Here is a 22,452-nt window from a genome sequence, read left to right as displayed (position 1 = left end):
CGGCAAGTCCTTGAAGGATCAGTCCTTTGCCTCGTCGGGCCGCTCGATGCGGCCCTGATCGAGCGTCTTTTCCGCCTTCTCGTTGAGGGCGCGCGTCAGGGATTTTTCCGCTTTCGTGCGGCCGAAGGCCACACGGTTCTGCTCGGCCTGCTTCTCCTTGTCGGAGCGCGCCTTCTGCTTGCGGAACTGGCGGAGATTGACGACGTCGCCGCTCATAACCCGGGCTCAGTTCTTCTTGCGGAAGGAATCGAGCGAGACGACCGAGCCACCCTTGTTGTTGTCGTCGCCACCGGTCGGCGGCGTCGGCTCCTCGGCGGGCTCTTCGGCCTTTTCCGCAGCGGCGGGATAGGCGGTGATCTCGGCGGAATGCTCTTCTTCCTCGACGGCCGGCACGTCGAATTCCAGCTCGAAGCTGACGGAAGGATCGTAGAAGCCGCGGATGGCGTTGAACGGGATGACCAGCTTTTCCGGCGTATCGGAGAAGGAGAGGCCGATCTCGAACAGGCTCTCGGTGACCTTCAGGTCCCAGAACTGGTGCTGGATGACGATGGTCATCTGCTCGGCATATTTCGCCTTGAGGTGCTGCGAGATGCGCACGCCGGGCGCGTTGGTCAGGAAGGTGATGAAGAAATGGTGCTCGCCGGGCAGGTGGCCCGTGACCGCTATTTCGGACAGAACCTTGCGAATGACGCTGCGCAGCGCGTCCTGGGCGAGAATGTCGTAGCGAATGTGGTCTAGCGCCATCCGTTCCTGTCTTTCTTCCTGCCTTTATTGTCAGGCATTCTTCGTTCGTCTCATACCTTCCGGCACGAGTCATCTGGCACAGCTATAGACCATTTCAAGGGATTGGAGAAGGTGAAGGCTTCTGTTGCCAGGTGCCTTCGGACCCCGCCTGCCGGTGCGACCCGTCAGGACTTTGAGTGAAGTGTCACACCGCCATTAGGCAGCGAGACGAGCTTCCGCATAGTTGTCGTTTGCAACTACAAGTTTAGCCCGATAACGGTGGTACAATGCCGAGCAAAAAGTCGATCTTTACGCCCTTGTCGATCCTATTTCGCCCCCATCAAAAGCCGGTCCGTCAAGGTCGACCGGTTTTTGGTGGAGGCGCCGGGTACCGCCCCCGGGTCCAATGGGTTTATTACACCGCTCGTTTATTGCCATAGCTGCCGAAGCAGCACTTCACATATAGGCATTCCGGCGTCGCAAGAAAAGGGCTTTGTGACAGCAGTCCGGAATTTCGCTTCGCCTTGCCCGGCGGCCGCCGTGGCGCGTTTGCCCGGAGCTTCGTAATTTTCAAGCAGAGCGGGATCGCCGAAGTAATGGGCGAAAAGAGCGGGCGGGGCACGGTGCGGATCGAAATCGCGCCCGAACATAGTTCGCGACGGGTGGAGCATCTATTAAGTGCTTGACTTGCCGCCGCGCCATGAAAAACATGGCGGGACGGCAGGTCTCCATGACGGTGACGGCCGATTGACCGTAGAGGAGACACCATGACCGACTATCTCGCAGATGTCCGCAAGTATGACAGCGGTGCCGACGAGGCCATCGTCAAGAAGATCGTGAGCCATCTCGGCATCGCGCTGCGCAACCGCGACTCCTCGCTGGTCTCCTGCTCCGATCCCGAAGAGCTGAACCGCGTGAAGGAAAAGTGGTGCGGCAAGAAATTCGGCATCACGGGCGATGCCGCCGACAAGGCCGTCGAATCCGTCTGCAAGGCAATGGCCGACGACCGCACCAAGTCGCGCGTCACCTTCTACTATCTCACCGCCAAGGAACTCGGAAAGCTCGGCGCGCTCGCCTGAGGAAAGCCGGGACAATCCCATTTCATGCTTTGGCCGCCGCCGCTCTCGCTCTAGTATCTCATGCTGGACAACGAATCGGCGGCGACCATGCAGCAATATCTCGACCTTCTCGCCCATGTGATGGAAAACGGCTCCGATCGAGGAGACCGCACGGGCACGGGCACGCGCGGCGTTTTCGGCTACCAGATGCGCTTCGATCTGTCCGAGGGCTTTCCGGTCCTGACCACCAAGAAGCTGCACCTGCGCTCCATCATCCATGAACTGCTGTGGTTCCTGAAGGGCGACACGAACATCGCCTACCTGCACGAGAACGGCGTCACCATCTGGGACGAATGGGCCGACGAAAACGGCGAGCTCGGCCCGGTCTACGGCTACCAGTGGCGCTCCTGGCCGACCCATGACGGGCGCCATCTCGACCAGATCGTCGCCGTCCTCGACAGCATCAGGAACAATCCGAATTCGCGCCGCCATATCGTTTCGGCCTGGAACCCGGCGCTGGTCGACGAGATGGCGCTGCCGCCGTGCCACTGCCTGTTCCAGTTCTACGTGGCGAACGGCAAGCTCTCCTGCCAGCTCTACCAGCGCTCGGCCGACATCTTCCTCGGCGTGCCGTTTAACATCGCCTCCTATGCGCTGCTGACCATGATGGTGGCGCAGGCGACCGGCCTTCAGCCCGGCGATTTCGTGCATACGCTCGGCGATGCGCACATCTATTCCAACCATTTCGAGCAGGCGCGCCTGCAACTGACGCGCAAGCCGAAGCCCTTGCCCTTCATGAAGCTCAATCCGGATGTAAAGGATCTTTTCTCCTTCAAATTCGAGGACTTCACCCTGGTCGGCTATGAAGCCGATTCAAACATCAAGGCGCCGATCGCCGTCTGATATCGGGGACATCCCATGACCAAAGCCAAGATCGTCCTCGTCGTGGCCGTTGCCAACAACGGCGTCATCGGCCGTGACGGCGACCTGCCGTGGCGCCTGCCGTCCGACCTGAAGCGCTTCAAGCAACTGACGCTCGGCAAGCCGGTGCTGATGGGGCGCAAGACCTGGGATTCGATCGGCAGGCCGCTGCCCGGCCGCCCGAACATCGTCATCACCCGCGACATAACCTTCTCCGCGCCCGGCGCGGAGGTCGTCTCCTCGCTGGATGCGGGATTGGAAGCGGCCCGGCGCGCGGCGGAAGAACTCGGCGTGGACGAGATCTGCGTCATCGGCGGCGGGCAGATCTACGCCCAGGTCTTCGACCGCGCCGACGTGCTGCACGTCACCCATGTCGCCGCGGAGGTCGAGGGCGACACGCGCTTCCCGGCGATCGATCCGGCGCTTTTCGATAAGGTGCTTGAGGAGCCCATTCCCCGGGGCGAGAAGGACAGCCATGCCATGCGCTTCGTCACCTGGCAGCGAAAGACGGCCGGCTGACCGTCAAATCGTATCGATCACGAACTATTTTGCCGCACGGGCGTGCAACCTCTCGCGGATTTGTTGAAAGGTGCCGGAGGGATACCTATAACGGGTTCACTTCGTGTATCTCGGCTAAATAAGCTGCGAGCGCGACCCACGGGGATTTGAAAGAAAGAGGTATTGATGCCCTGGAGCAATCAGAACGGCGGCGGCGGCCCTTGGGGCGGCGGTGGCGGCGGCGGTGGAAACAATCAAGGACCGTGGGGGCAGGGACCGAACCGCCCGCGCGGCGGTGGCGGCAGCAATGGCGGCCCACCGGATCTTGAGGAAATCATCCGGCGCGGCCAGAACCAGCTCAAGAACGTCATGCCCGGCGGCATCAACGGCGGCGTGGTGGTCATCGCGCTGCTGCTCATCGGCGTCTTCTGGCTGATGAATTCCATCTATACCGTCCAGCCGGACGAGCGCGGCGTCGAACTGCGCTTCGGCAAGCCGAAGCAGGAAGTCTCCATGCCCGGCCTGCATTTCCACTTTTGGCCGCTGGAGACCGTCGAACTCGTCAAGATCACCGAGCAGCAGCAGAATATCGGCCGCCGCACCGCAGCCTCGACCTCCGACAGCTCCGGCCTGATGCTGACGGGCGACCAGAACATCGTCAACGTGCAGTTCTCGGTGCTCTACTCGGTCAGCGACCCGCAGGCCTACCTCTTCAATCTCGAATATCCGGCCGAGACGCTGCAGCAGGTCTCCGAGAGCGCCATGCGCGAAGTCGTCGGCCGCCGTCCGGCGCAGGACATCTTCCGCGACAACCGCCAGGCGATCGCCGAAGGCGTGAAGACGACGATCCAGGCCACCATGGATGCCTATGGCGCCGGTATCTCGATCAACACGGTCGCCATCGAGGACGCGGCGCCGCCGCGTGAAGTGGCCGATGCGTTCGACGAAGTGCAGCGCGCCGAGCAGGACGAAGACCGCTTCCTCGAGGAAGCCAACCAGTATGCCAACCAGAAGCTCGGCCTTGCCCGCGGTCAGGCCGCGCAGGTCCGCGAAGAGGCAGCCGCCTACAAGGATCGCGTCGTGAAGGAAGCCGAAGGTGAGGCCGCGCGCTTCCTGTCGGTCTACGAACAGTACAAGCTCGCGCCCGACGTCACCCGCAAGCGTCTCTTCCTCGAAACGATGGAAGGCGTGATGAAGAACTCGAAGAAGGTCATCATCGACGAGAAGCAGGGCGGACAGGGCGTCGTTCCCTTCCTGCCGCTCAACGAACTCGGCCGTGCCACGACCCAGCAGCAGCAGAGCACGGGAGGCACTCAGTAATGGGCAACCGTATACCAGCCATTCTGATCGCCGTCGGCGTTCTCCTCTTCATCGCCTATTCTTCGGTGTTCGTCGTCAACGAGCGCCAGCAGGCGATTGTCATCCGCTTCGGCCAGATCCAGGACGTCAAGACCGAACCGGGCCTCTACTTCAAGCTGCCCTTCGGCTTCATGGATGCCGACAGCGTCCAGTACATCCAGGACCAGGCGCTGCGCTTCGACCTCGACGACATCCGCGTCCAGGTCTCGGGCGGCAAGTTCTACGAAGTGGATGCGTTCGTGGTCTACAAGATCACCGATGCGCGCCGCTTCCGCGAAGCCGTCTCGGGTGACCGGGAATCGGCGGAATCGCGCCTGCGCACCCGTCTCGACGCGGCGCTGCGCCGTGTCTACGGTCTGCGCGGCTTCGAATCCGCTCTTTCTGAAGAGCGCGCCTCGATGATGCGCGAAGTGCGCGGTGAGCTGACCAACGATGCGTCGAACCTCGGCCTGACGATCTCGGACGTGCGCATCCGCCGCACGGACCTCACGCAGGAAGTCTCGCAGCAGACCTTCGAGCGCATGAAGGCCGAGCGTCTTGCCGAAGCCGAACTCATCCGCGCCCGCGGTAACGAGGCGGGCCAGCGCCGCCGCGCCATCGCCGACCGCCAGGTCGTCGAATTCCTGGCGGCCGCGCAGCGCGACTCGGAAATCCTGCGAGGCGAGGGTGAAGGCGAGCGCAACCGCGTCTTCGGCGAAGCCTTCTCGCAGGACCCGGCCTTCTTCGACTTCTACCGGTCGATGAGCGCCTACCGGGATGCGATGTCCGGGACGTCCGATACCACGCTGGTCCTCTCGCCGCAGTCGGAGTTCTTCCGCTTCTTCGAGGATGCGGCCGGCGCTGCCCCCGCGACCTCGGGCGCGACGAACGGCACGGCTACGACGCCGTCGACCGCAAACTGAGAACGCCATGTCCGATTTCCTGACGGGGATCGCGTTCTTCCTGATCATCGAGGGGCTGGTGTACGCACTGGCCCCTTCGGTTTTGAAGCGCATGGCGGAAATGCTGCCGCAGATTCCGGAAACGCAACTGCGCACCTCCGGCCTCGTTGCCGTCGCGCTCGGCGTGCTCATGGTCTGGTTCATCCGCGGCATGTGAGCCCGGCCCTTGCGAGCGGCCGCGAAGACGGGCAAGACTTCACAACAATTCGCGTGGCGGACTGATTTTTGCCGTATCCGCGGCAAACACTCGCCAAGACAGCCAGCACAAGAGGATGCCGAACATGGCTTTGAAGATGAGGTCCAGCGTTGCCCATGCGGCACTCGCGCTCGCGATGAGTTTTTCGCTGGTCGCGGGAGGACCGTTCGCCGTTCCGGCCGCCGCGCAGGGCAAGCCCGGCGCGGGCCCGGAGTCGGTCGCCGACCTTGCGGAAGGCCTGCTGGATGCCGTGGTGAACATTTCCACCTCGCAGAACGTCAAGAGCGACGACAAGGCGCCCATTCCGCAGGTGCCGGAAGGCTCGCCCTTCCAGGATTTCTTCGACGAATTCTTCAAGGGCGAGGGCGGTGAGGGCTCGAACCAGCCGCAGACCGTCAATTCGCTCGGCTCGGGCTTCGTCATCGACCCCACGGGCTTCATCGCCACGAACAACCACGTCATCGAGGGCGCGGACGATATCGAGGTGAATTTCGCCAACGGCTCCAAGTTGAAGGCCAAGCTCGTCGGCACTGACCCGAAGACTGACCTCGCGCTCTTGAAGGTGGAGCCGAAATCGCCGCTGAAGGCCGTGCCGTTCGGCGATTCCCGCACCATGCGCATCGGCGACTGGGTGATGGCGATCGGCAATCCATTCGGCCTCGGCGGTTCGGTGACTGTCGGCATCATCTCGGCGCGCGGCCGCAACATCAATGCCGGGCCCTACGACAACTTCATCCAGACGGACGCCGCCATCAACCGCGGCAATTCCGGCGGCCCGCTGTTCAACATGAAGGGCGAGGTCATCGGCATCAACACGGCGATCATCTCGCCCTCCGGCGGTTCGATCGGCATCGGCTTCTCCGTGCCGACGGAACTGGCGCAGAACATCTTCCTGCAGCTTCGCGATTTCGGCGAGACGCGGCGCGGCTGGCTCGGCGTGCGCATCCAGCCGGTCAGCGATGACATTGCCGAAAGCCTCGGCATGAGCGAGGCCAAGGGTGCGCTCGTCGCTGGCATCATCAAGGGCGGGCCGGTCGACAACGGCTCGATCGAGACCGGCGACGTGATCATCCGTTTCGACGGCAAGGATGTCGACGAGATGCGCGATCTGCCGCGCGTCGTCGCCGAAAGCCCGGTTGGCAAGGCCGTCGATGTCGTGCTCCTGCGCAACGGCAAGGAGATGACCGTCAAGGTCACACTCGGCCGGCTCGAGGACGGCGAGAAGGAGGCGGATGCCGAGGAAGAGGTGACGCAGGACGAAGGCACGACGGACGAGGGGACCGCGCCCGAGACCGGCGGCGAGGCCGAACCGACCAAGGCCGATCTGGTGCTCGGCATGGGCATCGGCGACCTCGACGAGGAAGCGCGCAAGACCTTCGAGATCGCCGAAAGCATCAAGGGCGTGGTGATCACCGAGGTCGCGCCGGATTCGGCCGCCGCCGAACGCGGCATCGTGCCGGGCGACGTCATCGTCGAGATCGGCCAGGAGGCGGTGACGACGGCGGATGAGGTGAAGACCCGCGTCGCCAAGCTCAAGTCGGAGGATCGGCGCAACGCGCTGATGATGATCGCCAACCACACCGGCGCGCTGCGCTACATCACCGTGCGCATCGACTGACGGAAAGCCGAGTCCCTTCAGGGGCTTGCCGGTGGTTTTCGAGAAAATGAATCGGGCCGCTGGAGCTTTGCTTCAGCGGCCTTTTTGCTGCCAGGCGGCGCGGTCGATCGTGTAGAGCACGTGCCGGCGAAGCTCGGCGCGGGCATCGTCGATGCCGGGCATGTCGAAGTCGCGTCCAGTATCGAGCATGCCGATGCGTCGCATGACGGCGACGGAGCGCGTGTTGCCGGCGACGGCGAAGGAGACGATTTCGTCGAGCCCTTTTTCGTCGAAGCCGAATTCCAGCAGCTTTTCTGCCGCCTCGGTTATGTAGCCGTGGCCCCAGTACCGGCGGGCCAGCCGCCAGCCGATCTCGACGCTGCCGTCAGCAACGTAAGGCTCCTGCCTGGTCGTGCGCGAGAGACCGCAGAAGCCCATAGCTGTGTCCGTCTCGCGGTCAGCGAGGGCGAAGAAGCCGAGGCCGGTCTGCTTGATGACGCCGCGGATGCGATCGAACAATTCGTCCGACTGGGCACGCGTCCGCAGGAACGGGAAGAATTCCATGACAACAGGATCGGAATTGATTTCGTGGAAAAGGTCCCGGTCCTTTTCTTCCCAATTGCGCAGGATGAGGCGTGGGGTCGTGGCGACGATCATTCGGGCGTCACGAAATCCGATTTGCGGTAGCCTTGCAGGTAGAGCAGGGCGGTGAGGTCGCCGTGGTCGATGCGGATCTTTGCCTCCGCCGCGACGGCGGGCTTGGCGTGCAGCGCGACGCCGGCGCCCGAAAGGTGCAGCATGCCGAGATCGTTGGCGCCGTCGCCGACCGCCATGGCCTCTTCCGGCGTGATGCCGAGCCGTTCGGAAATCTCGACCAGCGCATCCACCTTGGCCTGCTTGCCGAGGATCGGCTCGGCGACCTCGCCGGTGAGCCTGCCGTCGGCGTCGAGCAGCAGGTTGGCGCGGTTCTCGTCGAAGCCGAGCGTCGCGGCGATGCGGCTGGTGAAGACGGTGAAGCCGCCGGAGACGAGGGCGGTGTAGTAGCCTTTCGCCTTCATCGTCGCGACCAGTTCCTTGCCGCCTGCCGTCAGCGTGATGCGCTTGGCGATGACCTCGTCGATGACGGAGACCGGCAGGCCCTTCAGCAAGGCGACACGCTCGCGGAGCGCTGGCTCGAAGGCGATCTCGCCGTTCATGGCGCGCGCGGTGATCGTCGCGACCTTGTCCTTGAGCCCGACTTCGGCGGCAAGCTCGTCGATGCATTCCTGGCCGATCATCGTCGAATCCATGTCGGCGATCAGCAGCTTCTTGCGCCGCGTCTCTGCCTCCTGAATGGCGAGATCGATCGGTGCGTTGCCGATGGCGGCAAGGATCGTGTCGCGCGCGGCCGCAAGGTCGGTGTCGTCGCGCAGCGCGATGTCGCAGGCGATGCCGTCGGCAAGCCAATAGAGGCCGGAGGCCCTGACCGCGTCGGCGGCCTTTTCGGCGATGTCGGCGGTCAGAACAGGATTTGACGGATTGGCGACAAGCGTGGCAACGAAAGCCATGATGAGAAACCTTGATCGAAAGCGGGACGCGATCCTGATAACGGGCCCGACGGCGAGCGGCAAGTCCGCACTGGCGGTGCGGCTGGCGCGCGCGCACGACGGCGTGGTGGTCAATGCGGACAGCATGCAGGTCTACGACACGCTCGATATCCTGACGGCGCGTCCACAGCCGGCCGATATGGGCGGAATCGAGCATCGCCTCTACGGCCATGTGCCGGCCGGCGCCGCCTATTCCACCGGCGACTGGCTGCGCGAGGCGACGGCCGTTGTTGCCGAACTGCGTGCGCGGGAAAAGCTTCCGGTCTTCGTCGGCGGCACCGGGCTTTATTTTCGCGCGCTGACGGGCGGCCTGTCGGATATGCCCGCCATTCCCGACGCGGTGCGCGCGCGCATGCGCAGCCGGCTTGCCGCAGAGGGTGCCGAGGCGCTGCATCGGGCGCTTGCCGAACGGGATCCGCAAACGGCGGCGCGGCTCATGCCGGGCGACGGCCAGCGCATCGTGCGGGCGCTCGAAGTGCTGGAGGCGACCGGGAAGTCGATCTCCGCCTTCCAGGCAGCATTGGGGCCGGCGGTCATCGATCCTGACCGGGCGGAAAAGATCGTCGTCCTGCCAGACCGCGCCGTTCTGGCCGCCCGCATCGACCGCCGTTTCGGCATGATGATGCAAGCCGGCGCGGTGGAGGAAGTGAAGGCCCTGCTGGCCCTCGATCTTCCGCCCGCCATGCCGGTGATGAAGGCGATCGGCGTGCCGCAGATCACGGCCATGCTGGCCGGGGAGATGAGCGAAGCGCAGGTCATCGAACGCGGGGCCGCGGCGACGAGGCAATATGCCAAGCGGCAGATGACCTGGTTCCGCAACCAGCTCGACGAGACCTGGCGGCGGATCGATCCGCTGGTTGAGGTTTAAAGCATGTCTCCCGAAGAGCGAATCTGAAAGATCGCGACGCGCTTTAGCGCCGGATCAGGCTGCTGAGGGGCTTCTTGAGAAGCTGCTCGCGGATGGAGCCTTCGCGGCGCGGCTCCTGCTGCTCGCCGAAGGCGGGCGCGGGGCGCGACGGCTGGTGGTAGGGATCGGGAGCGGGGCGCTGCGGCTCGGCGAGCTCGCGGCGGATCGTCTCGAAACGTTCCTGCGTCGAGGGCTGGTAGGCTCCCTGCGCGCCGGGCAGCATGTCCGGGCGGTAGGGCTCGTGCACGGACGCCGGCCGCGTGTCGGACGCATTGCGCAGCGTCTCGATATAGTCTTCCGCGTCCTCGTAGGGCGCATCCTCGTAGCCGGTCGACAACGGGGTGCTCTGCGCGGCGATGTAGGAATTCTGGAAGCCGGAAATGTCCGGGCCCGAGACCGCCCGCATGCGCGAGACGATGGAGCGCAGGTCCACGCTTTGCGGCGTGTCCTCGCTCATTGCAACGACGGCCGTCCCGTTTGCCTTCGGCAGGCGGTTCTCCTCGACGCGGGAGAAGCGCATGCGCATCGGCACGGCGACGGCCTCGCCGAAGGCGATCGCCTCGCCGTTGCCGATCGAGGATATGAAGCTCGTCGTCGAGGAGGAGGAGTTCGGGATCGCCGAGCGGATGATCTCCTGGTCGTGGTCGTTGGCAAGGCGCATGGCGAAGATCGTCGAGCATTGCGACAGGATCGTCGGATCGAGTTCGCCGGGGCGCTGGGTGATGATGCCGAGCGAGACGCCGTATTTGCGGCCTTCCTTGGCGATGCGGGCGATGGCCTGACGCGTCGGCGTGAAGCCGAGCTTCGGATCGGCCGGCACGTAGCGGTGCGCCTCTTCGCAGACGACCAGCATATGCACGCCGCCATTGCTCCACAGACCGATCTCGAAGGCCATGCGGCAGAGCACGGAGGCGACCGAATTGACGACCTCCGAGGGAATGCCGGCGAGCTGGAAGGTCGTCACCGGCCGGCCGTCGCCCGGAATGCGGAAGATGCGGGCGATCGTGTCGAGGATCGTGTCGGTGATCGTGTTGGAGGAGAACATGAAGTGGTAGCGCGGGTCGTTGATCGCCGACATGATCTTGACCTTGAGCGAGCGCAAATGCGGCTTCTCCGCCCGGCCTTCCAGGCGTCCGATGCGCTCGTCGACCAGGGCCAGCAGGTCCGCGATACGGAACGGGACAGGCGTGTCGGCGGTGATCGAGCTTTTCTCGCTCGTCCGCCGCATCAGCCCGTTTTCCGTCGACCCTCGGAAGGCGCGTTTGGCTTCGGGAATGAGGTCGCGCAGGATGTCCATTTCCTCGGCGACGGGTGGGCGACCGCGGAAGACGACTTCGGCGAACTCCTCCAGCCTGAACAGCCAGAACGGCAGGTCCAGCGTATCGGTGTCGATGACGACCGCCAGATCACCAAAGGCGGCCGCGAATTCGTTGTGCGGATCGAGGATGAGCACGCGCAGCTTGGGATCGGACTGGATCGCCTTGTGCAGCAGGAGGGTCACGGCGGTGGACTTGCCGACGCCCGTCGTGCCGACGATGGCGAAATGCTTCTCCAGCATGGACGGGACGTGAATCGTGGCGTCGAGGCTTTCGTCCTGCGTCAGCTTGCCGATGGTGCAGACGTCGTTCTTGCCGCTGTCGTAGACCTTGGCGAGATCGGACGCGCGGATGCGGTGGGCGATGGCGCCGAGATGCGGATAGTCGGTGATCCCTGCGGAAAACTCCTCGCGTCCGTCGGCGCCGACATGAACCTCGCCCAGGAGTTCGACCTCGACGCGAAAGATCGTGTCGCGGTTTTCCGACCAGTTCTGCTGGTCGGTGGACATGGCGTAGACGAGGGCGACGACGCGGTTGCGGCCGACGGAAATGGAAATGAGCCGGCCGACGGCCCAGAGTTCGGTGAGTGCCGTCTGCCCGCCTTCGGCGATCGCGCTGATGGTGGCGCGCGAGCCGCTGCACGCGACGACGCGGCCGAGCAGCCGGTTCCCGGCCGCCACGCCGTCCCGGCGCTCCTGTTCGCCGGCCGCCATGGAACTCTGAAGGTCATTGTTGAGCAATCACGGCACTCCTTGCCATCAACCTCAACCTTACCGGGAGCCGCTTAATAAGACGTTTCGGGTTGAGCCAGCTTCCGGCCGCCGCTTGCCGACGCGGGCCGAAACCGTGCCGTTTCGAAACAACCGGAAAAGCGTTGACGCGCCGCGCCTTTGTGGCTAACAATCCGCCCCATGAAAAATCTGACTTCTATTATTCTTGTGGTGGGAACGCGCATGGGCAGGGTGGTGTAACCATCCGGCGAAAGCACCCATGCGCGGTAAGCAGGCTCCTCCAGGGGGCCTTTTTTTATGCCCAGAAATTCGATAATCACCCGAAATGCAAAAAGAGACGGACGGAAATCCGATGAGCGGAACAGAAAATCAGATGACGGGCGCCGAAATTGTCTTGCAGGCCCTGAAAGACAATGGCGTCGAACATATCTTCGGCTATCCGGGCGGTGCCGTCCTGCCGATCTATGACGAGATCTTCCAGCAGGACGACATCGAGCACATCCTCGTGCGTCACGAGCAGGGCGCCGGCCACATGGCCGAAGGCTACGCCCGCTCCACCGGCAAGGTCGGCGTCATGCTCGTCACCTCCGGCCCGGGCGCGACGAATGCCGTCACGCCGCTGCAGGATGCCCTGATGGATTCCATCCCGCTCGTCTGCCTCACCGGTCAGGTTCCGACCACGCTCATCGGTTCGGATGCCTTCCAGGAATGCGATACGGTCGGCATCACGCGCCCCTGCACCAAGCACAACTGGCTGGTCAAGGACGTCAACGACCTTGCCCGCATCATCCATGAGGCTTTCCGCGTCGCCCAGTCCGGCCGTCCCGGCCCGGTCGTCGTCGATATCCCGAAGGACGTGCAGTTCGCGACCGGCACCTATACGCCGCCGTCCGCCGCACCGATCCAGAAGAGCTACCAGCCGAAGATTTCCGGCGATGCCCGCATGATAGAGGCCGCTGTCAGCCTGATGAAGACAGCCCGCCGGCCGGTCATCTATTCGGGCGGCGGCGTCGTCAATTCCGGCCCGGAGGCCTCCCGGCTGCTGCGCGAGCTGGTCGAGATCACCGGCTTCCCGATCACCTCCACGCTCATGGGCCTCGGCGCCTATCCGGCCTCCGGCAAGAACTGGCTGGGCATGCTCGGCATGCACGGCTCCTACGAGGCGAACATGGCGATGCACGACTGCGACGTCATGATCTGCGTCGGCGCGCGCTTCGACGACCGCATCACTGGCCGCCTCAACGCCTTCTCGCCGAACTCGAAGAAGATCCACATCGACATCGACCCGTCCTCGATCAACAAGAACGTCCGCGCCGACGTTCCGATCCTGGGCGATGTCGGCAATGTCCTGGAGGACATGGTCCGCCTGTGGCGGGCCGGCGCGAAGGACTACGACAAGGCGATCCATGCCGACTGGTGGACCTCGATCGCCCGGTGGCGTGCGCGCAATTCGTTCGCCTACAAGCCGAGCGACGACGTCATCATGCCGCAATACGCGATCCAGCGCCTCTACGAGCTGACCAAGGACCGCGACACCTACATCACGACGGAAGTCGGCCAGCACCAGATGTGGGCCGCGCAGTTCTACGGCTTCGAGCATCCGAACCGCTGGATGACCTCGGGCGGCCTCGGCACGATGGGCTACGGCTTCCCGGCGGCGATCGGCGTGCAGGTCGCGCATCGCGACAGCCTCGTCATCGATATTGCCGGCGACGCGTCGATCCAGATGTGCATCCAGGAAATGAGCTGTGCCGTGCAGTATAACCTGCCGGTCAAGATCTTCATCCTGAACAACCAGTACATGGGCATGGTGCGCCAGTGGCAGCAGCTGCTGCACGGCAACCGCCTTTCGAACTCCTATACGGAAGCGATGCCGGATTTCGTCAAGCTGGCGGAAGCCTATGGCGGCGTCGGCATCGCCTGCGACAAGCCGGGCGATCTCGACGGCGCCATCCAGGAGATGATCGACGTCAACCGTCCGGTCATCTTCGACTGCCGCGTCGCGAACCTGACGAACTGCTTCCCCATGATCCCGTCGGGCAAGGCGCATAACGAAATGCTGCTGCCCGACGAGGCCACGGACGAAGCGGTCGCCAACGCGATCGACGCCAAGGGCCGCCAGCTCGTTTGATATAAGGTAGAGAACCCATGAACGCACACCTTCAGCCCACGGGCTCCGCCTATTTCATCGCCAAAGAAACGCAGGTCGCGGAGAGCCACACGCTCTCCGTGCTCGTCGACAACGAGCCGGGCGTCCTTGCCCGCGTCATCGGCCTGTTCTCCGGCCGCGGCTACAATATCGAAAGCCTCACGGTCTCCGAGACCGAGCACGAGGCGCACCTGTCGCGCATCACCATCGTGACGCGTGGCACGCCGAGCGTTCTGGAACAGATCAAGTCGCAGCTCGAGCGCATCGTGCCGGTCCACCGGGTGGTCGATCTTACCGTGCGCGCCAAGGTGCTTGGCCAGGAACGACCGATCGAGCGGGAAGTAGCGCTGGTAAAGATCGTCGGCTCCGGCGAGATGCGGCAGGAAACGCTGCGCCTTGCCGATGCCTTCCATGCCAAGGTCGTCGATGCGACCACCGAGCACTTCATCCTGGAGATCACCGGAAAGTCCTCCAAGATCGACCAGTTCGTCGCGATCATGAAGCCGCTCGGCCTCGTGGAAGTATGCCGCACCGGCATCGCCGCGATGAACCGCGGCCCGCAGGGGATGTGAGCACGATCCCCTCATTTTTGTCTGAAAAGGGGCTTTCCGTTTCAGCGGAAAGCCCCTTTTTCATTTCAGATCATCTCCAGCGGCCGCTTGCGGGTCGGCGGCGGGAAGGCTTCGTCGAGAAGGCGCAGGTCTTCCGAGGTGAGGCGGATCTCGGCGGCACGGAAATTCTCGCGCACGCGCTCCGGCGAGCCGGATTTCGGGATGGCGATGACGCCGGCCTTGGTGAGCAGGAAGGCGAGGGCGACCTGGGCGGAGCTGGCATTGTGGATGCGGCCGATCTCCTCCAGCGCCGGATGGCCGATCAGGCGTCCCTCATCGAGCGGCGAATAGGCCATGATGGGAATGCCCTGCACTTGGCTCCAGCGCAGGAGGTCGTATTCGATGCCGCGTCGGGCGAGGTTGTAGAGCACCTGGTTGGCAGAAGGCCGGGCGGGTTCGGCCGCGCCGAGCAGTTCCTTCATGTCGCTTTCATCGAAGTTGGAAACGCCCCAGGCGCCGATCTTACCCTGAGCCTTCAATGTCTCGAAGGCCTCGACGGTCTCGGCGAGCGGATGGCGGCCGCGCCAGTGCAGGAGATAGAGCTCGACGTGGTCGGTACCGAGCCGTTTCAGGCTAGCCTCGCAGGCGGCGATCGTGCCGGCGCGGCTGGCATTGTAGGGCAGCACCTTGCTGACGAGGAAGACCTCGTCGCGCCGGCCCCGGATCGCTTCTCCCACGACCTCCTCCGCCCCACCGTCGGCATACATTTCCGCCGTGTCGACGACCGTCATGCCGAGGTCGAGCCCCGCCCTGAGGCTTGCGGCTTCCTCGGCGGGGGAAGCCTCGCCTTCGCCCATGTGCCAGGTGCCGAGGCCGAGCGCCGGCACCTGCCGTCCGCCGGGAAGGGTCACTGCCGGTAGTTCCGCTTTCATGCTATGCTCCCGTCTGCATGCGCCATGCATCCTTTTCGAATTGTCTGCATGACAAGAATTGGCTGGCCGTTGCCTAGAGATGGATTATCAATCGGAAAAAACAATCCGGATAACAAGAGCTGCCATGCAGATCGAAATCTTTCTGACGCTGCTGGTCTTCGCCTTCACCACGTCCATCACGCCCGGCCCGAACAACATGATGCTCTTCGCCTCGGGCGTGAACTTCGGCTTCGTGCGCACGATCCCGCATATGTGCGGCATCGGTGTCGGCTTCCTCGTGCTGCTGCTCGCCGTCGGTTTCGGGCTTGGCGCGCTGCTGGAGGCCGTGCCGCTGGTCTATACGCTGCTGAAGTTCGCCGGCGGGGCCTATCTCGTCTGGATCGCCTGGAAGATCGGCACGTCCCGCAGCATCGGCGAGGGCAAGACGGGCGCCCGTCCCATGAGCTTCCTGGAGGCGGCCGCCTTCCAGTGGGTCAATCCGAAGGCCTGGGTCATGGCCGTTTCCGCCATGGCGACCTATACGAATGCGGCGAACTACACGATGAGCGTGCTCATCGTCGGCGTCGCCTTCGCCATCGTCAATTTCCCGAGCGTCTCCACCTGGGCCGGTTTCGGCTCGGCGCTGCGCGAATGGCTTTCCGTTCCCGTGCGGCTCAAATGGTTCAACATCACCATGGCGCTCCTGCTCGTCGCGAGCCTCTGGCCGATGCTGCGCTAGCGGACTATGAATAGGCAAAGCCGGAGGAAAGCGCCTTGCCGCCGCACGATCACGATCACGACGACCATCATCACCACGACAACCATTTCTCGCCGATGGAAGCGCGGGTGCGCGCGCTCGAAACCATCCTGACGGAGAAGGGGTTGATCGATCCGAAGGCGATCGACGTCATCGTCGATACCTACGAGACGAAGATCGGCCCGCGCAACGGCGCGCGCGTCGTTGCCAAGGCCTGGGCGGAGCCGGATTTCGCCGACTGGTTGAAGCGGGATGCGACCGCGGCGATTGCCAGCCTCGGCTATACCGGCCGGCAGGGCGAGCATATGCGCGCCGTCTTCAACGACGCGGAAACCCACAATCTCGTCGTCTGCACGCTCTGCTCCTGTTATCCCTGGTCCGTGCTTGGCCTGCCGCCCGTCTGGTACAAGGCGCCGGCCTACCGGTCGCGGGCGGTCATGGATCCACGCGGCGTGCTGGCGGAATTCGGCGTGACGCTGCCCTCTGACACGAAAATCCGCGTATGGGATTCGACGGCGGAACTGCGCTATCTCGTGGTTCCCGAGCGCCCGGCCGGCACGGAAGGACTGGACCAGGAGGCGCTGGCGGACCTCGTGACGCGCGATGCGATGATCGGCACCGGCCTTGCGCTCCCGCCGGAGGCACAGCCATGAACGGGCCGCACGACCTCGGCGGCCTGCACGGTTTCGGCCCGGTCGCGCCGGAGCGGAACGAACCGATCTTCCACGCCGATTGGGAGAAGCGGGCGCTCGGCGTGACGCTCTCCTGCGGCGCCTTCGGGGCCTGGAACATCGACGAAAGCCGCCACGCCCGCGAGAACATCCCGCCTGCAACCTATCTTTCCGCCAGTTATTACGAGATCTGGATCCGCGCGCTGGAAACGCTGCTTCAGCGCCACGGCTTCGTCAGCGCCGGGGAACTGGCCGAGGGACGGAAGATGGAGAAGGGCGCCGAGCCCAAACGCGTGCTCAAGGCGGACATGGTGCCGGCGGTGCTCGCCAAGGGCGGGCCTTGCGACCGGCCGCTCGACACGACACCGCGCTTTGACGCCGGCGAGCGCGTGCGTACCCGCAATTTCAACCCGGCGACCCATACCCGCCTGCCGCGCTATGCGCGCGAAAAGGTAGGGGTGATCGAGGCGGTTCAAGGTTCGTTCGTCTTTCCCGATGAGAATGCGCACGGCAAGGGCGAAAACCCGCAATGGGTCTATACCGTAGTCTTCGACGGCGCGGAGATCTGGGGCGAGGGGGCGGAACCGGGACTGACGGTCTCGATCGATGCCTGGGAGAGCTATCTTGAGCCGGTGTGAAACGCTCGCTGACTCGCCTGGCCTGCCGAAATCCGCCGAGGGCGATCCGGTCTTTGCCGAACCTTGGCAGGCGCAGGCCTTTGCCATGACCGTGCGCCTGCACGAGCAGGGCGTCTTCACCTGGGCGGACTGGGCGGAGGCATTGTCGCGCGAGGTGCACCGGCCGGGGCGGGCCGAGGATGGCGCCGATTATTTCGATTGCTGGGTCGCGGCGCTTGCCGGGCTGCTCTCAGAGCGGGGCGTCGCGAGCGAGGCGGAACAGGCGGCGCTTTCGGAGCGCTGGGCCCGCGCGGCCGAAGCGACGCCGCATGGCAGCCCCATTCTTCTCGAAAACGCGCCGGGTTAAGACCGATCCGCGAGGAAGCGGGCGAGCCAGGGCCCGATGAGTGTCACGAGGATCAGCCGCGCCGTCTGCAATGTCATGACGAAGGCAACGTCGACCTTGCTGGAGGCGGCGATGACGGCGATGGAGTCGAGGCCGCCGGGGCTTGTCGCGAGATAGGCGGTCAGTGGATCGATGCCGAGGACGAGGATCAGCAGGCCGGCGAGCAGGCCGGAAAAGCTGATCAGCGCGATGATGGAGGCGACGGTCGGCAGAAGGGCGCGGCGTGCATGAAGCAGGATGGCGCGCGTGAAGCCGAGACCGATGTTCCAGCCGAGCAGGGTGAAGGCGATGACGAGCAGCCATTGCGGCAGCACGATCGTCACCGTGCCCGAGGAATTCAGCACCGAGGCGAGGGCGAAGGGCACGAGGAAGGCGCCGGCCGGAATGCGCAGCTTCTGCCCGGCAAGGCCGGCGAGAATGCCGACCGCCAGCATGGCGGCGAGCGGCAGCATCGGCACCGGCTCGAACCATGCATGCGGCGGCATCGCCGCGCCGTCATGGCCACCGAAATGGGCGACGAGCGTTGCAAAGCTCGCGACGAAGACGACGCGCAGATATTGCATGAAGGCGACGAGGCGGGCGTCCGCGCCGTAGGCTTCGGCCATGATCATCATGGTGGAGGCGGCGCCGGCGGACGAGCCCCAGATCGCCGTGGTGCCGGGCAGGATACCGGTGCGAGCGATCAGCCAGCCGGAAAGCGTGCTGACGCTGATCACCGACACGACGACGAGCAGCATCAGCGGCCAGTTTTCCAGGAAGGTGCCGACGAAATCCTGCGAGACCATGGTCGCGATGATCAGCGCCAGCACGACCTGCACGGCGAAGAAGAAGATGCGCGGCAGGCGGATCGAGCCGCCGCCGAGCGCCACGAAGATGCCCGCCAGCATCGGCCCCATGAGGAGGGCGGCGGGAAAGCCTGCCGCTTCCAAGGGAACGGTGGTGAGGACGGAAAGACAGGCGACGAGACCCCATTGCAGCGGCGCCGGCAACCGGCCGAAACCGGTCGGCGCGTTCGTTCCGTCATTCGGGGGTCGAGAGGCTGGGGGCAAGTCATCGCTCCGGAGGTTGCGCTCTCCATAGCGTGACGAGGCATTGGCGAACAGGGCCAAATAAGGGGGGAGGCATTTGCCCGGCAAAGGGCGAAGCGGCGATGCCCTCTTGCTTCGCGGCGGCGAATCCTGCCAAGTCCGGGGATGGAATTCGCACCCCAACAGGATGAAGCCCTCAAGGCCGTCGCGCGATGGCTGAAGGAAGGGCGGGAGCCGCTGTTCCGGCTGTTCGGCTATGCTGGCACCGGCAAGACGACGCTTGCGCGCCATTTCGCCGAGAATGTCGACGGCGAGGTGCTGTTCGCCGCTTTCACCGGCAAGGCGGCGCAGGTGCTGCGCTCCAAGGGCGCGACCAACGCCAAGACCATCCACTCGCTGATCTATCGCCCGCGCGGCGAGGAGGAAGTGTCGGACGAGGAGACGGGCAAGACCTCGATCTCGCCGATGTTTTCCATCAACCGCCAGAGCCCGGTCGCGAAAGCCGCGCTCGTCGTCGTCGACGAATGCTCCATGGTGGATGAAGCGCTCGGACGGGACCTGATGAGCTTCGGTACGCCGATCCTCGTGCTCGGCGATCCCGGCCAGCTTCCGCCCGTTTCCGGCGGCGGCTATTTCACCAACCAAGAACCGGACTACCTGTTGACGGAGATCCATCGGCAGGCGCGCGACAATCCGATCATCGACCTCGCCATGCAGGTGCGCGAGGGCAAGGATATCGGCTATGGCGAGTACGGCGCGGCGCGCGTCATCGGCCGCAACGAAGTGGACCAGTCGCTCGTGCTCGATGCCGACCAGGTGCTCGTCGGCACCAACCGGACCCGGCGGCGCTACAACCAGCGTCTGCGCGAGTTGAAGGGCTTTACCACCGACTATCCGCAATCCGGCGACAAACTGGTATGCCTGCGCAACGATCCCGCCAAGGGCCTGCTCAACGGCTCGCTCTGGCAGGTGATGAGTTCGTCCAAGGAAACGGTGAAGCCCGGCATCAACCTGATGATCCGTCCGGAAGACGACGACATGGATCGCGGCGCGGCCAAGATCAAGCTGCTGAAAGCCGCCTTCGAGAATATCGAGGAAGAAATTCCGTGGTCGACGCGCAAGCGCTACGACGAGTTCGATTTCGGCTATGCGCTGACCGTGCACAAGGCGCAGGGCTCGCAGTGGAACAATGTCGTGCTGTTCGACGAGAGTTTCGCCTTCCGCGACACGCGCGAACGCTGGCTCTACACTGCCATTACGCGCGCCGCGGAAACGCTTACCGTCGTACGGTAATCCGCACGGCGGGCCGCTTGCAGGCAAGCGGATGAACGGAGCCGGTCATCATGTCCGGCTCATACCGTCGGCCTCAGTGGCCGACGATCCCGAGCATGACCGCCTTTGCGACGGCCTGGAAACGGTTGTTGCTGCTGAATTTGGCGATGATGTTCTTTTCCATCACCTGCACTTCGCCGGGCTCGATCTCGAGCGCGCGGGCGATTCGGCTCGTGGGGTAGCCTTCGGCCATCAGGGCGAGACAGCGCAGCTCCACCGGGGAAAGGTTGGCCTGCTGGATATTGTCGTTTGTTTCGGCCTCGTGCGCGGCGCTGAAATCCAGGAGTTCGTTGATCTGCTGCATCTGCCGGCGGATCGTCGATTGCTGGGCGGCGAGCTCGCGCTTGCGCGCGGTCATCGCCGTGCGAAAGATGCCGTCGGCCTCTTCCTGGCTTTCAGCGGCCGAAAGGCGCTCCAGCAGTTCCTGGATCACGGCGACCGGCATGCCCGTCTCGCGGCAGGTGTTGACCACGGCCATCTGCTGGATTTCCGTCGGGCCGTAGACCCGCATGGGCCCGACGCGCGCTGCAGTCAGGAGCCCCTTTTCCTCGTAGAAATGCAGCGTGCGGTGGGTCACGCCGAAGGCGTTCGCCATGTCGGCGATGGCAAGGCGGCCGTCCGGCAGGTTTTCCGGCAGCGGCGCAACCGGCAGGAAACGGATGGATTTGCGCGCGCCCGCGCGGGCCTCGGCTTTCTTCGACTCATTGGTCATCATGAAAGCCACCCGCGAAAAAGAAGTCTGGTCATGTCATTACCCCCGACGCCGGCGCGAGACCATCTTCCCCGCGAAGGATGGATGTCGAAACGGCGGATAGTACCCTGCATCGCAACATGTCTGCCGGCCTGTGCAATTCCGGCAGAGTGTATACGATTGTGCCGCGGTTTCCGATCCTGTTTGCAAATGTATTGCGCCGGATCGTCAACCCGAGCGGTAAACACTACCAGTCCGCCCATCCTGCTAAAATAGGCACTCGGCATAGGTATGCATATCGCTATATCTAGGGATGTATTTCCTGTGGTCGGTTGTAGAGCCGTGTGCGGTTCCACCGGACTATCGCACCGGCGGCGTTCCGGCGGCGGCATCGGCCAGCGCGGCGGGTGCGCCCGTCGAGCATCCGGCGGCCTGCCGATAGGGCAGTCCGCGCGGTGGCTTCTGCTCTTCCAGCGCAAGGCATCGCATCATGTCGCTGGCGATGCCGGCCTGCATGGCATGACGGTAGAGCGGGCCGCTCGCGGAAAGCGCGCGCGCCGCAAAGGTCACCGCCTCGTAGGCAAGGCCGGCCTCGCTGCGCAACTGTGCGCGGGAGAAGTGCCGCGCATAGACCGTCACGCCGGACTGTTCGTGGATCAACCGCGCGTAGATCCCGCCGCCATCTGCCCTGTTCTCGATGCGGATCGTATAGGAGAGCGACCGGGTCTCCCGCGTCTCCTGCTGTTCGACGAGATCCACGGTCCGGTGGTAGCCGGCGGAATTCGCGATCGCCTGGGCGAGCGCATTGCAATCGCCTCCGGTCGGCCAGCATTGCTGGATGTGCAGTTGCGGCACGGCCCGGCCGGACAGCACCGTCTGCACCGACAGCACCCGCTGGGCGCTGGCGATCGCGGCATTGGTGGTGTCAGGGTAGACGGAAGGGGCGAGGAACAGCAGCGGCAGCAGCGAAAACAGCGCGATCGGCGAAGAGGCGGGGGCGGGGAGCCATGACCGGCGTGCCGCCGGCTTCTGCCGTATGCTGCGGGGAGCCGCTGCGGGATCGCAAGGGGGCATCGCCCCCTTGGCGTCCTGCGTCCCGCCGACGAGGCTGTACTCAGGAACGTAGCTGCCGAGGGGAACGCGAATGCGCAGGCATGCCGCGGCGCCCTCGGTCTCGTAGTAGTGTTCCAGCAGCTTTCGCAGCTTGCCGGCCTGTACGCGCACCAGCGGATCGTTGCCGGCATCGAAGCCGTGCGACCGTCCGAACACGTCGATGCCGATGCTGTAGCCCTTGAGATGGGCGGCCTTGCCGGAGAGTTCCTTGTCGACGATGTAGGAGAGAAACGAGCGCAAGCGTTCCGAGCGGGCAAAGGCCTCACTGGCGATGATTTCAGCCAAAGCGTGCCGGACGTGCTCGCACGCCGGCCTGTCGGTCCTGCTCATGGTGACGCCACTGAGGAGACCATCGCCTTTGCCTGATGCCCTTCCGTTCCCCCGCTGGCGCGA

Annotated in this window: 24 protein-coding genes and 1 other RNA gene; 15 read left to right on the top strand and 10 right to left on the bottom strand. The window is 64.4% G+C overall.

All coding sequences use genetic code 11. From position 1 onward, the window contains the following. Positions 1–18 precede the first annotated feature (18 nt). The 3 genes from Q9316_RS11190 to ssrA all read right to left on the bottom strand — a co-directional run bounded on the left by Q9316_RS11190 (position 19) and on the right by ssrA (position 1,215). Positions 19–216 carry a DUF4169 family protein gene (locus Q9316_RS11190; RefSeq protein ID WP_306031692.1) on the bottom strand — a complete coding sequence of 66 codons (198 nt, stop codon included), beginning with the start codon at positions 214–216 and terminating at the stop codon, positions 19–21. Positions 217–225: 9 nt separating this feature from the next. Continuing rightward, positions 226–744 carry an SspB family protein gene (locus Q9316_RS11185; protein WP_306031691.1) on the bottom strand — a complete coding sequence of 173 codons (519 nt, stop codon included), beginning with the start codon at positions 742–744 and terminating at the stop codon, positions 226–228. A 110-nt stretch (positions 745–854) separates the two neighbouring features. Continuing rightward, positions 855–1,215, bottom strand: a transfer-messenger RNA (tmRNA) gene (gene ssrA, locus Q9316_RS11180). A gap of 275 nt (positions 1,216–1,490) precedes the next feature. On the opposite strand from ssrA, the gene Q9316_RS11175 reads away from it, so the two are divergent. The 7 genes from Q9316_RS11175 (at position 1,491) to Q9316_RS11145 (ending at position 7,314) form a co-directional block, all read left to right on the top strand. After that, positions 1,491–1,802 carry a DUF2853 family protein gene (locus Q9316_RS11175; protein ID WP_306031690.1) on the top strand — a complete coding sequence of 104 codons (312 nt, stop codon included), beginning with the start codon at positions 1,491–1,493 and terminating at the stop codon, positions 1,800–1,802. Between the two features lie 87 nt (positions 1,803–1,889). Next, on the top strand, positions 1,890–2,684 hold the full coding sequence (locus Q9316_RS11170) for a thymidylate synthase (RefSeq protein WP_306035278.1): 795 nt from the start codon (positions 1,890–1,892) through the stop codon (positions 2,682–2,684). Between the two features lie 15 nt (positions 2,685–2,699). Then, positions 2,700–3,221 carry a dihydrofolate reductase gene (locus Q9316_RS11165; protein ID WP_306031689.1) on the top strand — a complete coding sequence of 174 codons (522 nt, stop codon included), beginning with the start codon at positions 2,700–2,702 and terminating at the stop codon, positions 3,219–3,221. Between the two features lie 165 nt (positions 3,222–3,386). After that, on the top strand, positions 3,387–4,520 hold the full coding sequence (gene hflK, locus Q9316_RS11160; RefSeq protein WP_306031688.1) for an FtsH protease activity modulator HflK: 1,134 nt from the start codon (positions 3,387–3,389) through the stop codon (positions 4,518–4,520). Further along, positions 4,520–5,461: a protease modulator HflC gene (hflC, locus tag Q9316_RS11155; protein ID WP_306031687.1), complete on the top strand. Its 942-nt coding sequence runs from the start codon at positions 4,520–4,522 to the stop codon at positions 5,459–5,461. The genes hflK and hflC overlap by 1 nt, the downstream gene beginning before the upstream one ends. A 7-nt stretch (positions 5,462–5,468) precedes the next feature. Next, positions 5,469–5,657, top strand: a complete 189-nt coding sequence (locus tag Q9316_RS11150; protein ID WP_306031686.1) for a DUF2065 domain-containing protein — start codon at positions 5,469–5,471, stop codon at positions 5,655–5,657. A 115-nt stretch (positions 5,658–5,772) separates the two neighbouring features. Further along, positions 5,773–7,314 carry a DegQ family serine endoprotease gene (locus Q9316_RS11145; protein ID WP_371877904.1) on the top strand — a complete coding sequence of 514 codons (1,542 nt, stop codon included), beginning with the start codon at positions 5,773–5,775 and terminating at the stop codon, positions 7,312–7,314. Positions 7,315–7,386: 72 nt separating this feature from the next. Here Q9316_RS11145 and Q9316_RS11140 read toward each other — a convergent pair whose 3' ends face one another. Both Q9316_RS11140 and serB read right to left on the bottom strand, forming a co-directional pair. Further along, positions 7,387–7,950, bottom strand: a complete 564-nt coding sequence (locus Q9316_RS11140) for a GNAT family N-acetyltransferase (RefSeq protein ID WP_306031685.1) — start codon at positions 7,948–7,950, stop codon at positions 7,387–7,389. Then, positions 7,947–8,840 carry a phosphoserine phosphatase SerB gene (gene serB / locus Q9316_RS11135; protein ID WP_306031684.1) on the bottom strand — a complete coding sequence of 298 codons (894 nt, stop codon included), beginning with the start codon at positions 8,838–8,840 and terminating at the stop codon, positions 7,947–7,949. Before serB ends, Q9316_RS11140 begins: the two co-directional genes overlap by 4 nt. Between serB and miaA the strand changes: the two genes are divergently transcribed. Beyond that, positions 8,839–9,747 (top strand): tRNA (adenosine(37)-N6)-dimethylallyltransferase MiaA, encoded by a 909-nt coding sequence (gene miaA, locus Q9316_RS11130; RefSeq protein ID WP_306031683.1) that lies wholly within the window; start codon positions 8,839–8,841, stop codon positions 9,745–9,747. The genes serB and miaA overlap by 2 nt on opposite strands. A 43-nt stretch (positions 9,748–9,790) precedes the next feature. Here miaA and Q9316_RS11125 read toward each other — a convergent pair whose 3' ends face one another. After that, positions 9,791–11,815, bottom strand: coding sequence for an ATP-binding protein (locus Q9316_RS11125; RefSeq protein ID WP_371878002.1), 2,025 nt, complete (start codon positions 11,813–11,815; stop codon positions 9,791–9,793). Between the two features lie 370 nt (positions 11,816–12,185). Between Q9316_RS11125 and Q9316_RS11120 the strand changes: the two genes are divergently transcribed. Both Q9316_RS11120 and ilvN read left to right on the top strand, forming a co-directional pair. Continuing rightward, positions 12,186–13,964, top strand: a complete 1,779-nt coding sequence (locus Q9316_RS11120; RefSeq protein WP_306031681.1) for an acetolactate synthase 3 large subunit — start codon at positions 12,186–12,188, stop codon at positions 13,962–13,964. A 17-nt stretch (positions 13,965–13,981) separates the two neighbouring features. Next, positions 13,982–14,554 carry an acetolactate synthase small subunit gene (gene ilvN, locus Q9316_RS11115; protein ID WP_306031680.1) on the top strand — a complete coding sequence of 191 codons (573 nt, stop codon included), beginning with the start codon at positions 13,982–13,984 and terminating at the stop codon, positions 14,552–14,554. A gap of 65 nt (positions 14,555–14,619) precedes the next feature. Here ilvN and Q9316_RS11110 read toward each other — a convergent pair whose 3' ends face one another. After that, a complete protein-coding gene (locus Q9316_RS11110) occupies positions 14,620–15,465 on the bottom strand; it encodes an aldo/keto reductase (RefSeq protein WP_306031679.1) in 846 nt (281 codons plus the stop codon). A 124-nt stretch (positions 15,466–15,589) separates the two neighbouring features. Between Q9316_RS11110 and Q9316_RS11105 the strand changes: the two genes are divergently transcribed. From Q9316_RS11105 to Q9316_RS11090, 4 genes are all read left to right on the top strand, one after another. Then, positions 15,590–16,183 carry a LysE family translocator gene (locus Q9316_RS11105; protein WP_306031678.1) on the top strand — a complete coding sequence of 198 codons (594 nt, stop codon included), beginning with the start codon at positions 15,590–15,592 and terminating at the stop codon, positions 16,181–16,183. A 95-nt stretch (positions 16,184–16,278) separates the two neighbouring features. Continuing rightward, positions 16,279–16,854 (top strand): nitrile hydratase subunit alpha, encoded by a 576-nt coding sequence (gene nthA, locus Q9316_RS11100; RefSeq protein WP_306035276.1) that lies wholly within the window; start codon positions 16,279–16,281, stop codon positions 16,852–16,854. After that, positions 16,851–17,510 (top strand): nitrile hydratase subunit beta, encoded by a 660-nt coding sequence (gene nthB / locus Q9316_RS11095; protein ID WP_306031677.1) that lies wholly within the window; start codon positions 16,851–16,853, stop codon positions 17,508–17,510. Before nthA ends, nthB begins: the two co-directional genes overlap by 4 nt. Continuing rightward, complete coding sequence (locus Q9316_RS11090) at positions 17,497–17,856, top strand: nitrile hydratase accessory protein (protein ID WP_306031676.1); 360 nt, start codon at positions 17,497–17,499, stop codon at positions 17,854–17,856. Before nthB ends, Q9316_RS11090 begins: the two co-directional genes overlap by 14 nt. Here the strand turns inward: Q9316_RS11090 and Q9316_RS11085 are convergent. Then, a complete protein-coding gene (locus tag Q9316_RS11085; RefSeq protein ID WP_306031675.1) occupies positions 17,853–18,944 on the bottom strand; it encodes an AbrB family transcriptional regulator in 1,092 nt (363 codons plus the stop codon). The two genes, Q9316_RS11090 and Q9316_RS11085, sit on opposite strands and share 4 nt — an antisense overlap. Before the next feature lie 144 nt (positions 18,945–19,088). Here Q9316_RS11085 and Q9316_RS11080 point away from each other — a divergent pair, with 144 nt between their 5' ends. After that, positions 19,089–20,216 carry an ATP-dependent DNA helicase gene (locus Q9316_RS11080; protein ID WP_306031674.1) on the top strand — a complete coding sequence of 376 codons (1,128 nt, stop codon included), beginning with the start codon at positions 19,089–19,091 and terminating at the stop codon, positions 20,214–20,216. Positions 20,217–20,289: 73 nt separating this feature from the next. Here Q9316_RS11080 and Q9316_RS11075 read toward each other — a convergent pair whose 3' ends face one another. Together Q9316_RS11075 and Q9316_RS11070 are read right to left on the bottom strand one after the other, a co-directional pair. Then, positions 20,290–20,967 carry a MerR family transcriptional regulator gene (locus Q9316_RS11075; RefSeq protein WP_371878001.1) on the bottom strand — a complete coding sequence of 226 codons (678 nt, stop codon included), beginning with the start codon at positions 20,965–20,967 and terminating at the stop codon, positions 20,290–20,292. 339 nt (positions 20,968–21,306) lie between these two features. Beyond that, a complete protein-coding gene (locus Q9316_RS11070; RefSeq protein WP_306031672.1) occupies positions 21,307–22,389 on the bottom strand; it encodes a hypothetical protein in 1,083 nt (360 codons plus the stop codon). Positions 22,390–22,452 lie beyond the last annotated feature (63 nt).

This window comes from Shinella zoogloeoides (assembly GCF_030733845.1).
Taxonomy (GTDB): Bacteria; Pseudomonadota; Alphaproteobacteria; order Rhizobiales; family Rhizobiaceae; genus Shinella; species Shinella zoogloeoides_C.
The sequence above is the reverse complement of the archived record's forward strand: the minus strand, read 5'-3'. Positions and strand labels throughout refer to the sequence as shown.

Coding starts and splice junctions, on each gene's coding strand:
- Q9316_RS11170 (WP_306035278.1), top strand. CDS start 1,890: ATGCAGCAATATCTCGACCTTCTCGCCCATGTGATGGAAAACGGCTCC.
- Q9316_RS11165 (WP_306031689.1), top strand. CDS start 2,700: ATGACCAAAGCCAAGATCGTCCTCGTCGTGGCCGTTGCCAACAACGGC.
- Q9316_RS11125 (WP_371878002.1), bottom strand. CDS start 11,815: ATGGCGGCCGGCGAACAGGAGCGCCGGGACGGCGTGGCGGCCGGGAAC.
- Q9316_RS11120 (WP_306031681.1), top strand. CDS start 12,186: ATGAGCGGAACAGAAAATCAGATGACGGGCGCCGAAATTGTCTTGCAG.
- nthB (WP_306031677.1), top strand. CDS start 16,851: ATGAACGGGCCGCACGACCTCGGCGGCCTGCACGGTTTCGGCCCGGTC.
- Q9316_RS11140 (WP_306031685.1), bottom strand. CDS start 7,950: ATGATCGTCGCCACGACCCCACGCCTCATCCTGCGCAATTGGGAAGAA.
- serB (WP_306031684.1), bottom strand. CDS start 8,840: ATGGCTTTCGTTGCCACGCTTGTCGCCAATCCGTCAAATCCTGTTCTG.
- Q9316_RS11105 (WP_306031678.1), top strand. CDS start 15,590: ATGCAGATCGAAATCTTTCTGACGCTGCTGGTCTTCGCCTTCACCACG.
- hflK (WP_306031688.1), top strand. CDS start 3,387: ATGCCCTGGAGCAATCAGAACGGCGGCGGCGGCCCTTGGGGCGGCGGT.
- Q9316_RS11080 (WP_306031674.1), top strand. CDS start 19,089: ATGGAATTCGCACCCCAACAGGATGAAGCCCTCAAGGCCGTCGCGCGA.
- Q9316_RS11075 (WP_371878001.1), bottom strand. CDS start 20,967: ATGACCAATGAGTCGAAGAAAGCCGAGGCCCGCGCGGGCGCGCGCAAA.
- Q9316_RS11185 (WP_306031691.1), bottom strand. CDS start 744: ATGGCGCTAGACCACATTCGCTACGACATTCTCGCCCAGGACGCGCTG.
- Q9316_RS11190 (WP_306031692.1), bottom strand. CDS start 216: ATGAGCGGCGACGTCGTCAATCTCCGCCAGTTCCGCAAGCAGAAGGCG.
- Q9316_RS11110 (WP_306031679.1), bottom strand. CDS start 15,465: ATGAAAGCGGAACTACCGGCAGTGACCCTTCCCGGCGGACGGCAGGTG.
- Q9316_RS11145 (WP_371877904.1), top strand. CDS start 5,773: ATGCCGAACATGGCTTTGAAGATGAGGTCCAGCGTTGCCCATGCGGCA.
- ilvN (WP_306031680.1), top strand. CDS start 13,982: ATGAACGCACACCTTCAGCCCACGGGCTCCGCCTATTTCATCGCCAAA.
- Q9316_RS11150 (WP_306031686.1), top strand. CDS start 5,469: ATGTCCGATTTCCTGACGGGGATCGCGTTCTTCCTGATCATCGAGGGG.
- Q9316_RS11070 (WP_306031672.1), bottom strand. CDS start 22,389: ATGAGCAGGACCGACAGGCCGGCGTGCGAGCACGTCCGGCACGCTTTG.
- miaA (WP_306031683.1), top strand. CDS start 8,839: ATGATGAGAAACCTTGATCGAAAGCGGGACGCGATCCTGATAACGGGC.
- Q9316_RS11175 (WP_306031690.1), top strand. CDS start 1,491: ATGACCGACTATCTCGCAGATGTCCGCAAGTATGACAGCGGTGCCGAC.
- nthA (WP_306035276.1), top strand. CDS start 16,279: ATGGAAGCGCGGGTGCGCGCGCTCGAAACCATCCTGACGGAGAAGGGG.
- hflC (WP_306031687.1), top strand. CDS start 4,520: ATGGGCAACCGTATACCAGCCATTCTGATCGCCGTCGGCGTTCTCCTC.